This window comes from Nocardioides sp. BP30 (genome assembly GCF_029873215.1).
Classification (GTDB): Bacteria; Actinomycetota; Actinomycetes; order Propionibacteriales; family Nocardioidaceae; genus Nocardioides.
Map to the genome: position 1 here is coordinate 2,033,088 of NZ_CP123620.1, position 13,132 is coordinate 2,046,219.

Below are 13,132 nucleotides of genomic sequence, written 5' to 3' on the forward strand. Positions count from 1 at the left end.
CCGATGTCGGGGTCGGTCAGCGGTGGGGCGGTGCCGGGTGGGCGTCCAGCCAGGCACGCAGCGCGGCGCGATCGGTCTTCTGCATCGCCGTGAGCGGCAGCTCGTCGAGCACGACGAGACGGTCGGGCGCCTTGTAGTCGGCGAGCCTGGCTCGACACCACTCGCGCAGCTCGGCCAGCGTCGGCTGCCGTGCGGGGTCGGTGGGCACGACGAAGGCGACGCCCGTCTCGCCGATCACGGGAGTGGGCTCGCCGACCACCGCCACGGCGCGGATCCCCGGGTGCTCGGACAGCGCGGCCTCGACCTCGAGCGGGTGCACGTTGAACCCGCCGCGGATATAGAGGTCGCCGGCGCGACCGACGAGCTGCAGATCGCCCTCGGGGGTGAAGCGGCCGAGGTCGCCGCTGATGAAGTAGCCGTCGGAGTCGAAGGCCGCAGCGGTGAGCGCCGGCTCGTGCCAGTAGCCCCGCATCACGCAGTCGCCGCGCACGCGCACGCGGCCGACCTGCCCGAGCGGCACGGCGTAGCCGTCGTCGTCGGTGAGGCGCACGGCCATGCCGTGCTGAGGCCGGCCGACCGTGCGGAAGAGTACGTCGGGCGGGTCGCCGGGCTCGGTGCCGCAGATGGTCGGCGACTCGGTCATCGCGTAGCGCACGACCAGGGGCACGCCGAGCAGGTCCGCGGTGCGCTCGACCAGGTCGGGTGGGGCGGGCGCGGTGGCCACCACGCCGACCCGGAGCTGGGGAAGCGTGGCGCGGCTGACGCCGGGCTCCTCGAGGAGCTTGGCCCATTGTGTCGGTACGCCGCCGCCGACCGTGATCCGCTCGGCTCGCAACACGTCGTACATCCTCGAGGCCGACCAGGGGATCGGTGAGGCGACCAGGGTGATGCCCCACGCAAGCTGGTCCCAGAGCTTGGCCATGTACCCGGCGTGAGCGAAGGGGGTCGCCGTCAGACGCCGGTCGTAGGGCGCGCTCATCACGCCCGCCGAGCGGGCGAACGCGGCGAGGTTGTCGCCGTCGAACCATGCGCCCTTCGGCAGTCCGGTCGTGCCGCTGGTGAAGATGATCGCCACCGGGTCCGCCCGGGTGAGCTCGACGGTCGGCGGCGCCACCCCGGGCGTGCTGGCCGTCGGCAGTGCCGTGCGGGGCAGCACCGCGAGACCGGGGGGCACCGGCGCCAGCCCTGCCTGTTCGTCGCGGATGACCAGGGTGGGCGCCGCGATGCCGAGCATCGCCGCCACCTCCCGCGGTCCGAGACGAGGGTTGAGGCCGGTGGTGACGGCGCCGATCATCGCTGACGCCGCGTAGCAGACGGCATAGTCGATCCCGGCAGGGAGCATCAGCGCGATGACGTCACCCTTACGCACACCCCGCAGGTGGAGGTCGGCGGCGAGCGTGCGTGCTCGCGCCGCCCATGCGGCGAAGCTGATCCGGTCGCCGGTGGGCTCGACGTAGGCGTCGAGTTCCCCGTAGGCGGCCGCGGCGGCGTCGAGGAGATCGCGGGTGTGGACGAAGCCCTCCGCATCGAGCGGCGCCGATGTGGCGTCGAGACGCTCCGCCGCCGCTCCGGTCATGGCCGCTCGGAGCCCAGCAGGACGGTGCCGCTGGAACAGAACCACCCACCGGTGCCGCTGACACAGGCGATCGAGGCGTCCGGCACCTGGCGTGGCCCGCACTCCCCGCGGAGCTGTCGCGCGGCCTCGACGATCAGGAAGAGCCCGCGCTGTCCGGGGTGGCAGGCGGACAGGCCACCGCCATCGGTGTTGGTCGGGAGGCTGCCACCCAGGCGGAGGCTGCCCTTCTCCACGAACGTCCCGCCCTCGCCCTTCTCACAGAAGCCCAGGTCCTCCATCGTGAGCAGCAGCATGTAGGTGAAGGCGTCGTAGACCTCCGCGACATCCACGTCCGCGGGCGTCAGGCCGGCTCGCCGGAACGCGAGCGGACCCGTGACGGAGGCAGGGCCGACGGTCATGTCCTCCCATTGGCTGGTGAGCATGTGGGAGGTCGCCTCGCCGGCACCGAGGAACCACACCGGGGTCGAGCTCAGGTCGGGAACCCGGTCCTCGGCGACGAGGACGACGGCGGCGCCACCGTCCGAGCGGATGCAGCAGTGCAGCTTGGTGAACGGGTCGGCGATCATCGGCCCGCAGAGCACGTCGTCGATCGTGATCGGTTCGCGGTAGAACGCCTCCGGGTTGTCCTGGGCGTTGTAGCGCGCCGAGACCGCGACCTCCGCGAGCTGCTCGATGGTCGTGCCGTACTCGTGCATGTGACGACGCGCGGCCATCGCGTACTTCGAGATGAGGGTGTGGCCGTACGGCGCCTCCCACTGCAGCGGACCGCGCGAGCCCCAGTTGATGTTGGCCGTGCGCAGACCCTTGCGCAGGTCGGCGCGGGCCGTCGAGCCGTAGGTGAGCAGGACGACGTCCGCGTGGCCGGCCGCGATCGCATCGGCGGCGTGGGAGAGCATCACCTCCCAGGAGGCGCCCCCGACCGAGGTGGAGTCGATCCAGCGGGGACGGATACCGAGATACTCCGCGACGTCGGTCGGCGGGAGGGTGCCCTGGCTGGTGGAGCCGAGTCCGTCGACCTGATCGGGCCGGAGCCCGGCGTCGGACAGGGCGCGCCGGCTGGCCTGGGCCATCAGCTCGTAGGCGTTCTTGTCCTCGACCCGGCCGACGTCGGAGAGTGCGATGCCGGCGATGGCTACCCTGCGATTCACTGAGGTGCTCCCTGCTCGAGAAGGTCGGCGAGGATCTGGGTCGGCTCGCCGAAGAGGTGACTCAGGACGTGCGCGCGCTTGAGATACAGGTGAGCGTTGTGCTCGTAGGTGTAGCCCATGCCGCCGTGCACCTGGATGGTCGCGCCGCTGTTGGCGATCGCCGCCCGGGAGGCGACAGTGCGCGCCGCGAGCGCGTGGAAGAGCGCGTCTCGGCGCCCGGATTGAACGCACACCGCAGCGAAGAGGGTCTGCGACATCGCGGCGTCGGAGGCGACCGCCATGTCGGCACAGGCGTGCTTGATCGCCTGATGTACGCCGATGGGCCGGCCGAACTGCACCCGGAGCTTCGCGTGCTCGGTGGCCATCCGCGTCACTGCCGCGGCCAGCCCCGAGAGGGCGGCGGCCGTCAACACCGTCGCGCGCAACCAGATGGGATCGGTCGTGCTCGGGAGCCAGTGCAGGACGTCGGCCGCTGCGATGCTGGCGCTGCCGAGCCGGACGCCGGGGTCGGAGGACTCGAGCGTCTCCACCTCGGGGAACTGCTCGATCCCGATGATCGCGGCTCCGAGCTCGTTGACGAGCAGGACGTGGCTCACATCGACGCAGTCGACGAGGTCGAAGGTGCCCTTGGCGCCCTCGGCGCCGGCCGAACCGTCGCCGCGCAGCTCGGCCAGCCCGACCAGGGCCGAGCCGTCGGCGATGCGAGCGGTCAGGTCGGCGTCGCCACACTGCGCGGCGACGCGGGCGGCGAGCGCCGAGGCGAGGTAGGGACCTGTGGCGAGGTGCTCGGCCAGCGTCGCGAAGAGGAGTACCTCGTCGTCGAGGAAGCGTCCGGAGCCGCCGTACTCCTCGGGGAGACCGAGGGTGAGCAGCCCCATCTCGGCGCCCTCACGCCAGGCGTCGAGGTCGACGGCCGATGGCATGCCGTCGCGCGTGCGGATGCCCTCGATAGGCATCCGCGAGGTCAGGAAGTCCGAGGCGGCGGCGATCAGGTCGCGCTGTTCCTCGGAGGGGAGGAGGTCCATGTCAGCTCTCTTTCCTGGGTCGACTCATCGCGGCAGCCCGAGGACGCGCTCGCCGATGATGTTGCGCTGGATCTCGGAGGTGCCCCCGCCGATGGACTGGGAGAAGGAGTAGAAGTAGTTGCCCACCCAGCCCCCGGGCTCCCAGCGAGAGGAGTTGCGCAGGCCGTCGGGGCCCACGACGTCCATGGCGAGTGCAGCAACCTCCTTGCACAGTTCGGCGTAGTAGAGCTTGAGCATCGAGCCCCGCGGTCCGGGCGTGTCCGACTTCATCGTGTGGCAGATGCCGACGTAGGTCATCGCCCGCAGGGACGCGACCGAGGCCCGCGCTCGGGCCAGCCGACGGGCGATCTCGTCGTCGGCGATCGCCGGACGACGTCCGTCCGGGCCGGTGTGGTCCCGGGAGAAGTCGATGAGGTCCTCGACGACCTTCGCCAGGCGCACCTGGTTGGCGGTGAAGGCGGTGCCGCGCTCGAAGGAGAGCGTGGACATGGCGACGCTCCAGCCCTGGTCGATCTCACCGACCACGTTGGACAGCGGGATGCGCACGTCGTCGTAGAAGACCTCGCAGAACTCCGCGCCGCCCTCCATCGTGCGGATCGGTCGGACGTCGATACCGGGCGTGTGCATGTCGCAGATGACCCAGGTGATGCCCTCGTGCTTCGACCCGGTGTTGTCGGTGCGGACGAGGAGCTCCTGGTAGTCGGCGCAGTTGGCCGAGCTCGTCCAGATCTTCTGCCCGTTGACCACGAGGTGGTCGCCATCGATCACGGCACGCGTGCGGAGAGACGCGAGATCGGAGCCGGCCTCGGGCTCGGAGAAGCCCTGGCACCAGATCACCTCACCCTTGAGGATGCGGGGCAGATGGTAGGACTTCTGCTCCTCGTCGCCGCGCAGGATGAGGGTCGGACCGGCATGGCTGAGGCCCACGAAGCACGCGTCGATGCCCGGAAGTCCCTGGGCGGCGTACTCCTCGTACCAGATGAGCTGCTGGAGGAGCGTCAGACCGCCGCCGCCGTACTCGGTCGGCCAGGCGATGCCGGCCCACCCCCCTTCCCACTGGGTCCTCTGCCAGGCGAGGTCGTAGGCACGGATGCCGGCGTCGTCACGCGGGCGTCGCTCGCGCGGCTTGTGCTCGGTGAGCCAGGTGCGAACCTGCTCGCGAAACTCCACCTGTTCGTCCGTGAAGTCCAAATCCATTCCGAAGACCTTCCTGGCAGCGGACCCGACGAGCCCGGAGACGTACCCGCAGTCTAAGTGACATCATCGTCAGAAAGAAGAGGTTTCTCCGGTTTCGCAGGTACCGGACCGATGACGCGTCGCAAGGGCCTCGGAGCCACGCGCCAGTAGGGTCACGTCCGCTCCGACCAGGACGAAGCGCGCGCCGGCGGTCAGGTATCGACGCGCGATCGACTCGTTGAAGGCGTTCACGCCGGCCGCCTTGCCCGAGGCGGCGATCGTGGCGATCGTGCGCTCAATGATGGCGACGATCTCCGGGCTCTCCGGTTCGCCGAGACGCCCCAGCGAGGCGGCGAGATCGGCGGGGCCGATGAACACGCCGTCGATGCCGTCGAGGGCGAGGATGTCCGGAAGGGCCTCGAGGCCGGCAGCCGACTCGACCTGCACCGTGACGCTGAGCGTAGTAGCCGCGTCCGTCAGATAGTTGATCTTGCGGTTCCATCGCGACGCGCGCGCGAGGGCGCTGCCGACACCGCGGATGCCTTCGGGTGGATAGCGGGTCGCCGCCACGACGGCTCGCGCCTCGTCGGCCGACTCGACCATCGGCACGATCAGGTTGGTCACCCCGAGGTCGAGCAGCTGCTTGATGGTGACGGGGTCGGCCGACGCAGGCCTCACCAGCACCTCGATCGGGTAGGCGGCGACCGCCTGCAGCTGCGCCAGCGTCGAGCGCAGGTCGTTGGGCACGTGCTCCTGGTCGAGCATCAGCCAGTCCAGACCCGATCCAGCACAGATCTCGGCGGTGTAGGCGCTCCCGCTGGCGATCCACATCCCGATCTGGGGACGCGCGTGGAGGCGTTCGAGCCACGGGTTCACGACGCCTCCTCGGTGGCGAAGGTGCACGACACGGTGCCCAGAGGGCCGTAGTCGGCGACGAACGTGTCGCCGGGCAGTGCGAAGACCGGCTTGGTGAAGGAGCCGGCCAGGATCACCTCGCCGGCACGCAGCGGCACTCCGTGCGGCGCCAACCGGTTGGCAAGCCAGGCCACGCCGTTCGCGGGGTGGTTGAGTACGGCGGCGGCGACCCCGGACTCCTCGATGGCCGCGTTGCGGAGCAGCAGTGCGCAGACCCAGCGCAGGTCGACGTCATGCGGACGGACGACGCGGCCGCCGAGCACGATGCCCGCATCGGCCGCGTTGTCGGCGATCGTGTCGACGATCGTGCGCAGGTGACCGGTCTCCGGGTCGCTCATCTGCACCCGTGCGTCGAGGATCTCCAGGGCGGGCGTGACGTACTCGGTGGAGCGGAGCACGTCGTACAACGTGACGCCCGGGCCCTTGAGGTCCTCGCCCAGGATGAAGGCCAGCTCGACCTCGACCCGCGGTCGGATGAAGCGACCCGCCGGCACTGTGCCGCCGTCATCGAAGAACATGTCGTCGAAGAGCGCCCCGTAGTCGGGCTCATCGATCGAGACGGCCCGTTGCATGACCTTGGAGGTCAGGCCGATCTTGCGGCCGCGCACGCTGCGGCCGTCCGCGGTCTTGAGATCGACCAGGGCTCGCTGGACGGCGTACGCGTCCTCGACGGTCATGTCGGGGAAGTCGAGCGAGAGCTGTCGGATCGGGGTGCGGGAACGCTCCGCCTCATAGAGCCGCCGGGCGCACTCGGCGACGGTGTCGGTCAGCATGATGCTTCACCGGGAGAGGAACGCGATAGCGGCCGGGTTGAAGGTGGCGGCGTCCTCGAAGTGCGGCCAGTGCGCCACGCCCGGCATCTCCAGCACCTCGGCGCGCGGGATCAGACGCGCGACGGTCTGGGCGGTGCTCATGTACTCGCTGTGGTCCTTGCCTGCGGCGACGACCAGGGTCGGAGCTTGGATGCTGGCCCACTTCTCCTCGGGAATGAGGTTGCGGTCGCGGACCTCGGCGTCCTGCAGGATCAGGAGGTGGTCGATCGTCTCGCGGGTGTCGTCGCGGCGGTAGATGGCTTGGCGGAGCGCGATCAGGTCGGGGAGCCGGTTGGCCTCGTCGGCGATGAGGTGGGCGAAGACCTTGTGCATCGACTCCCAGCTCGGGTTGTTGACCGCCGCCGTCCGCTCGGCCCGGATGCGGGCCATGTTGGAGGCGGTCGCAATGAGCCCGGCGGGGGACATGAGGATCACCTTGTCGACGCGCTCGGGGTGGTCGACGGCCATGGCGGCGCAGACCCAGGCGCCTAGCGACATGCCGATGAGGTGGGCCTTCTCGACGTCGAAGTGGTCGAGCACGCCGAGCACCTGCCGCACGTACGTGGGGATCTCGTAGTCGTAGTTGGGCTTCTCGGAGAACCCGTTGCCGACCATGTCGATGGCGATGCAGTGGAAGTGCTCGCTCAGGGCGCCCAGGTTGGGGGCGAAGGTCTCCCAATGGCCGCCCGTGCCGTGCAGCATGATGGCGGTCGGGAGGTCGGGAGAGCCCGCCTCGGCGTACCGGGTGCGGACGCCGCCGACCTCGATGAAGCCCTGCCGGAACTCCAGCTCTCGCAGGAAGCCCCAGATGCTGCGGTAGTCGGCGGTATCGGGGGCAGCCCCCGCGCCGGGGCCGGGGCTCAACGTCGTCGTCTCGCTCATATGACCTTCCCATCCTGTCTCGTCATGCCGTGTGGCATGGATCTCAATCTGACGCTATCGTCGAAATCTGGCGTCACCGTCGTAGTGTGCCGTTCTTTCCCGGCGAGCACCAGCATTCGACCGGCGTCCCGTCGCGATCCGGGTGTCGAAAAGGCTCGGGGCGATGCTTGTTTCTGACAGTAGTATGCGATAAAAAGAGACGCCCGGAGAGCCGAGCGCATCGGTAGCGGTCCAGGTGGGCCGATCCCGATCGACAGTGAGTAGGTCTTGAGAGCAATGACTGAGGACGAGCGCATCCGCCCGGTCAGCCGACGCGAGTTGGTGACCCTCGCCAACGAGTTCGCCGTGGTCCGCGTCTCCCTGGACACGACGGGCAACGGTCCGCGTCTCCTCGTGCAGGACGTCGAGACCGGCGACGAGATCTTCCTGGAGCCGCTCGAGCTCGCCTGCCTGTGCCTGGCGACGCCGGAGGACCGGGTCCAGTGGATGAAGGTCGGTGCCTACCGTGACGAGCGACAGCCCGGCGGCGAGGCATGACCACCGACGTGGCGATCGTCGGTCTGGGGATGACGGAGATGTCCCTGACGGCGGGCCGGGGGCCCCAGGACCTTGCCCGGGAGGCGGTCGGGCTCGCCCTCGCCGATGCAGGCCTCAGCCACGCCGACCTCGACGGGCTGCTGGTCGGCTCGTCGCAAGGCGTTCGTCCCGATCGGCTCGGTGTCACCTTCGCAGCTCAGGGCGGCTTCCGCGACCTCCGCCTGCTCGAGCACGTCGAGATCAAGGGGGCGACCACGCTCGCGATGGTCCAGCGGGCCACGCTCGCGATCGCCGCGGGCGCCGCGCGCACCGTCGTCTGCGTCTTCGCCGACGCGCCGATCGTGGCAGGCAGGGGCGCCGGGTCGACCTACGCCCACAGTGGTGGCCAGTCGGGCGTCCGTGGCCTGGAGCGCGCATCGGGCGTGCTCGGCTCGGTCCCGACGTACGCCCTGCTCGCCCAGCGCTGGATGCATGTGACGGGAGCGGGGGTCGACGATCTGTGTGCGATGACGACGACCACGCGCGCGTGGGCCGTGGCCAATCCGGCGGCGGTCGTCCGCACTCCGCTCGACGCCGAGGGCTATCTCGCCTCTCCGTTGATCGCCGAGCCACTCCGACGCCTCGACTGCGCGCGCCCGGTCAACGGCGCCGTCGCCGTCATCGTCAGCGGTGACACCGACATCGGCCACCCCGCCCGGATCCGGGTCCGGGGCAGTGGGCGGGAGCATCCCGTGCGGCACCGCCGCGCCGGCGCGGAGTCCTGGTTCGGTGGCGGCCGGCGTGCCGTGGACGAGGCGTTGTCCGAGGCCGGCATGGCGCGCGGCGATCTCGATGTCGCCGAGCTCTACGACCCGTTCTCGGTGGTGACCCTCATGCTGCTGGAGGAGTACGGGCTCACCGGTGGCCGGACGGCGGGCGACTTCGTCCGAGCCGGCGAGACCGGGCCGGCAGGGTCACTGCCCACCAACACCGGTGGCGGCCAGCTCTCCGGCTTCTACCTCCAGGGCATGACTCCGCTCGCCGAAGCCGTCATCCAGCTGCGCGGAGACGGTGGCGACCGCCAGGTCGCCTCCGCGACGACGGCACTGGTGGGTGGCATCGGAGGACGCCTGGATCACCACGCGGCGCTGATCCTGGAGCGTGCGGCATGACCGCCGTGCTCACGGCCGACTGGCTGCTCGCCGACACGCTCGCTCCGCAGGTCGAGGGCGATGCGCTCGCTCCGTTGTACGAGGGCGCCGCCCGTGGCGAGCTCGTGCTCCCGTTCTGCGCCTCCTGCGCCCTGCCCCTCGACCTCGACCAGCAGGTCTGCGACGGCTGCGACACAGCGCAGATCGTGTGGCGGGCGGTCGAGCCGTTCGGCGTCGTCCACTCCTTGACCGTGATGCACCGGCGAGAGCCGGGCCTCGTCGTCGCGAACGAGCCCTATCCGATCATCGACGTCGAGGTCGACGGCGGCCACCGCCTCGTGATGACCACCCGTGTCCCGCCGGCTTCCCTTCCCCGCATCGGCGATCGGGTCAAGGTCGCCTTCCGCGAGTTGGGCGGGGTTCTCATCCCGTCCGCCGACCTCGATCCCACCACTCCCTCAGCTACGGAGGTCTGCTCATGACCACGACGGACTACGACGTCACCGGGACGGTTCCGACGACCGGGACCTTCGACGTCTCGACCATCGTCAAGAACCACCGCGTCCACGGCTCGGTCTACACCTCACCCGAGATCTTCCAACGAGAGATGGAGACGATCTTCCGCACGGGCTGGGTCTACGTCGCGCACGAGAGCGAGGTCGCCGAGCAGGGCGACTACCTCACCCGTCGCATCGGCCGCGACCCGGTCGTCGTCGCCCACGGCAAGGACGGCGTGATCCGGGTCCTGCAGAATCGCTGCAGCCACCGGGCCAACAGGCTCTGCAACGCCGAGTCCGGCAACGCCGCGTCGTTCCGCTGCCCCTACCACGGCTGGACGTTCAGCAACGACGGCTCGCTGACGGCTGTCCCCATGCGCGACGGCTACGGCGAGGAGTTCGCCAAGGTCCGGGCCACGCTCGGCATGGTGGAGGCGCCCCGGGTCGACAGCTACGGCGGGTTCATCTTCGCCTCGCTCGCCCCGGAGGGCATCTCCCTCAAGGAGCACCTGGGCGGCGCGATGGGCGCGATCGACCGCGTGCTCGACCTGTCGCCGACCGGCAAGATCGACCTCAGCCGCGGCTGGATGAAGCATCTGCACCACGCCAACTGGAAGATGGTCGTCGAGAACAACGTCGACGGCTATCACGCCCTCTTCACCCACGCGTCGGTCTACGACGCGATCCGTCCGGCCAAGGTCTCCCACGTCCCGTCCAAGGTCCAGACAGTGGTGCGTGACCTGGGCGGCGGTCACTCCGAGATCGACTATTCCGCCGAGTACCGCAAGCTCGACGAGGAGTTCGTCTGGTACGGCCGGATCCCGCGCACGAAGCTACCCGAGTACGTCGAGGCGCTCGAGAGGACGCACGGGCCGGAGAAGGCCCACGACGCACTGGTCATCGGCCCCTCGCACACCCTGATCTGGCCCAACCTGTTCCTCGCCGAGATGAACGTGATGTACGTCGAACCCGTCGCCACGGACGAGACGATCGCCTACACCGCGGCGGTGATCATCCCCGGCCAGGAGAAGCTCAACGAGCGCACGATGCGGCGCTCGGAGGGTGCCATGGGTCCGGCGGGGTTCCTCATCGCCGACGACGGCGAGATCGGCATGCGCAACCAGGCCGGTCTCGCCGCCCGCGGACCCGAATGGCTCGAGCTCTCCCGCGGTCTGGAGACAGACGTCGAGGACGAGACCGGCACCGTCAACCACGACAAGAGCGCCGAGACCCCGCAGCGCGGCTTCTACCGACAGTGGGCGAGCGTCGTAGGACAGGAGATCCCCGCATGACCATGATCGCCGCCCAGGATCAGCCCGTCGTGCCGCTCAACCTCGGCGCCGCCCCCGGTCCGCTGCCCGTCCCCGAGGCCGACATCGTCAGCTTCCTGCACTACGAGGCCAGGCTCGCCGATGAGGCGCGCTACTCCGAGTGGGAGCAGCTCTGGGATGACGACGCCCTCTACTGGGTGCCGATGCGGCCCGATGACGACCCGGCCAAGAAGCTCTCCTACATCTACGACAACCGCAACCGGATCAAGAGCCGCGTCGCCCAGCTCAACACCGGTAACCGGCACTCCCAGACGCCGCCGTCGGTGATGCGCCGGTTGCTCTCGAACATGGAGGTCACTGACACCGACGCCACCGCCGGCACGGTGACCGTCGCCTCCAACTTCGCACTCTTCGAGTACCGCTATACGCAACGGGTCTGGGCCGGTCGCGTCGTCCACCAGGTCCGCCGTACGCCGGACGGCCTGCGCCTGGTCCACAAGACCGTCCACCTGATCAGCGCCGGCGGCCCGGTCGACACCCTGGCCTTCCTGATCTGAGCCTGCCCGATCCGGGCCTCGCGGCCCGCTCCCCGTACGACCCCCGAAGTGAGGTAGCTCGTGCTTATCGGTGACATCTCGACCAACAACGCTCGCCGCGTCCCGCAGAAGAAGGCGATCGTCGTGGACGGGCGCACGTTGACCTGGTCCGACGTGGACGAGCGTGCGCGTCGGCTCGCCAACCACCTCCTCGCGGGCGGTCTTGCGAAGGGCGACCGCGTCCTCGTGGTCGCCCGCAACACGGTGGAGTGGCCCGAGGTCGTCTTCGCGCTCGCCAAGGCGGGCTTGATCGCTGTACCGATCAACATCCGGCTGGCCGCCGACGAGCTGGCCTACGCCCGCGACGACTCCGGTGCTCGGGCGGCTGTGGTCCACGCCGATCAGGTCGACCGCTTCGGCGCCGAGCTGAAGGGCCTCGACGTCGTGCTGGAGATCGGTGGCCAGGCCGTGGGCACCGACTACGAGGCCGCTCTGGCCGCCGCCGCGACCAGCGACCCGACGCCGGCCGAGCTGGTGCCCGACGACCCGCAGTTCATCCTCTACACCAGCGGCACGACGGGCCGCCCCAAGGGCGTCGTCAACACGCACCGCGGGATGCTCGCGCAAGTGGTCGACACCACGATCGTGACCGAGGCCAACCGCTCCGATGTCTATCTGGCCACCACGCCCTTCTTCACCGCCGGCGGCATGGTGCGCACGCTCTCGTGGACCTATCTGGGGCAGACGATGGTGATCCACCACCGCTTCGATCCCCAGGCAGTGATCGACGAGATCGAGCGAAGCGGCATCACCTTCACGACCTTCATCCCGACGATGCTGCAGCGCACGCTCCGCATCCTCGAGGAGGGTCCGCCGCGCGACATGTCGAGCCTGCGCCGGATCAGCTACGGGTCCGCGCCCGTACCGCCGGGTCTCGCCGAGAAGGCGATGCGTCTGCTCGGCTGCGACATGCAGCAGCGCTACGGCCTCACCGAGTGTGGGGGACAGGCCACGATCCTGACCCCCCAGGACCACCGCGACATGGTGGCGGGAAAGACGTCGATCCTCACCTCCTGCGGTCAGGAGACTCCGATGTGCTCGATCCGCATCGTCGACGAGGACGGCGGTGAGTTGCCGGCAGGCGAGATCGGTGAGGTCGTGATGGTCAGCGATGCGGCGGCGATCGGCTATTGGAACATGCCCGAAGCGACAGCGGCGACGTTCCGCCCGACCGGCCTGTGGTCGGGCGACCTCGGCTACCTCGACGAGGAGCGCTACCTGCACATCACCGGTCGCAAGACCGACATGATCATCTCGGGCGGGTTCAACGTCTACCCGGGGGAGATCGAGCGGGTCATCGGCCACCATCCGTCGGTGGAGATGGTCGCCGTCGTCGGTGTCCAGGATCCCGAGTGGGGGGAGACACCGGTCGCGGTCATCGTGCCCCGGGGTGAGGTCGACCAGGACGAGCTCGCCGGTGAGATCCAGACGCTGTGCCGCGAGCAACTGGCCGGCTACAAGCAGCCACGACGCATCGAGTTCGCCCAGGAGTTCCCGCTCGGGCCGGCCGGCAAGATCCTCAAGCGCGAGATCGCGGAGCAGTTCCGCGTAGCGGTCGGTCACTGAT

General features: G+C 69.6%; 13 protein-coding genes. 6 read left to right on the forward strand and 7 right to left on the reverse strand.

The genetic code is table 11. The features are described from left to right. Positions 1–16 precede the first annotated feature (16 nt). The 7 genes from P5P86_RS09615 to P5P86_RS09645 form a co-directional block, all read right to left on the reverse strand. Positions 17–1,576 carry a class I adenylate-forming enzyme family protein gene (locus P5P86_RS09615; RefSeq protein WP_280611107.1) on the reverse strand — a complete coding sequence of 520 codons (1,560 nt, stop codon included), beginning with the start codon at positions 1,574–1,576 and terminating at the stop codon, positions 17–19. Beyond that, positions 1,573–2,724 carry an acetyl-CoA acetyltransferase gene (locus tag P5P86_RS09620; protein WP_280611108.1) on the reverse strand — a complete coding sequence of 384 codons (1,152 nt, stop codon included), beginning with the start codon at positions 2,722–2,724 and terminating at the stop codon, positions 1,573–1,575. Before P5P86_RS09620 ends, P5P86_RS09615 begins: the two co-directional genes overlap by 4 nt. Continuing rightward, positions 2,721–3,749 carry an acyl-CoA dehydrogenase family protein gene (locus tag P5P86_RS09625; protein ID WP_280611109.1) on the reverse strand — a complete coding sequence of 343 codons (1,029 nt, stop codon included), beginning with the start codon at positions 3,747–3,749 and terminating at the stop codon, positions 2,721–2,723. Before P5P86_RS09625 ends, P5P86_RS09620 begins: the two co-directional genes overlap by 4 nt. Positions 3,750–3,773: 24 nt before the next feature. Continuing rightward, on the reverse strand, positions 3,774–4,919 hold the full coding sequence (locus tag P5P86_RS09630) for an acyl-CoA dehydrogenase family protein (RefSeq protein ID WP_280611110.1): 1,146 nt from the start codon (positions 4,917–4,919) through the stop codon (positions 3,774–3,776). Between the two features lie 96 nt (positions 4,920–5,015). Further along, complete coding sequence (locus tag P5P86_RS09635; RefSeq protein WP_280611243.1) at positions 5,016–5,756, reverse strand: aldolase/citrate lyase family protein; 741 nt, start codon at positions 5,754–5,756, stop codon at positions 5,016–5,018. Positions 5,757–5,797: 41 nt separating this feature from the next. Next, positions 5,798–6,613 (reverse strand): 2-oxo-hept-4-ene-1,7-dioate hydratase, encoded by an 816-nt coding sequence (gene hpaH / locus P5P86_RS09640; protein WP_280611111.1) that lies wholly within the window; start codon positions 6,611–6,613, stop codon positions 5,798–5,800. A 6-nt stretch (positions 6,614–6,619) separates the two neighbouring features. Then, complete coding sequence (locus P5P86_RS09645) at positions 6,620–7,534, reverse strand: alpha/beta fold hydrolase (protein ID WP_280611112.1); 915 nt, start codon at positions 7,532–7,534, stop codon at positions 6,620–6,622. Between the two features lie 276 nt (positions 7,535–7,810). On the opposite strand from P5P86_RS09645, the gene P5P86_RS09650 reads away from it, so the two are divergent. Genes P5P86_RS09650 through P5P86_RS09675 form a run of 6 tightly spaced genes read left to right on the forward strand, consistent with a single transcriptional unit; the run spans position 7,811 to position 13,131 of the window. Further along, on the forward strand, positions 7,811–8,071 hold the full coding sequence (locus P5P86_RS09650; protein ID WP_280611113.1) for a hypothetical protein: 261 nt from the start codon (positions 7,811–7,813) through the stop codon (positions 8,069–8,071). After that, entirely contained in the window at positions 8,068–9,222 is a 1,155-nt protein-coding gene (locus tag P5P86_RS09655) for a thiolase family protein (RefSeq protein ID WP_280611114.1), read from the forward strand. Before P5P86_RS09650 ends, P5P86_RS09655 begins: the two co-directional genes overlap by 4 nt. Continuing rightward, the gene (locus tag P5P86_RS09660) at positions 9,219–9,683 is read left to right on the forward strand and encodes a Zn-ribbon domain-containing OB-fold protein (RefSeq protein ID WP_280611115.1); all 465 of its coding nucleotides are present in this window, start codon (positions 9,219–9,221) and stop codon (positions 9,681–9,683) included. The genes P5P86_RS09655 and P5P86_RS09660 overlap by 4 nt, the downstream gene beginning before the upstream one ends. Beyond that, positions 9,680–10,990, forward strand: coding sequence for an aromatic ring-hydroxylating oxygenase subunit alpha (locus P5P86_RS09665; RefSeq protein WP_280611116.1), 1,311 nt, complete (start codon positions 9,680–9,682; stop codon positions 10,988–10,990). Before P5P86_RS09660 ends, P5P86_RS09665 begins: the two co-directional genes overlap by 4 nt. Then, a complete protein-coding gene (locus P5P86_RS09670) occupies positions 10,987–11,526 on the forward strand; it encodes an aromatic-ring-hydroxylating dioxygenase subunit beta (RefSeq protein ID WP_280611117.1) in 540 nt (179 codons plus the stop codon). Before P5P86_RS09665 ends, P5P86_RS09670 begins: the two co-directional genes overlap by 4 nt. A gap of 60 nt (positions 11,527–11,586) precedes the next feature. Then, entirely contained in the window at positions 11,587–13,131 is a 1,545-nt protein-coding gene (locus tag P5P86_RS09675) for a class I adenylate-forming enzyme family protein (RefSeq protein WP_280611118.1), read from the forward strand. The last annotated feature ends 1 nt before the right edge of the window (position 13,132 follow it).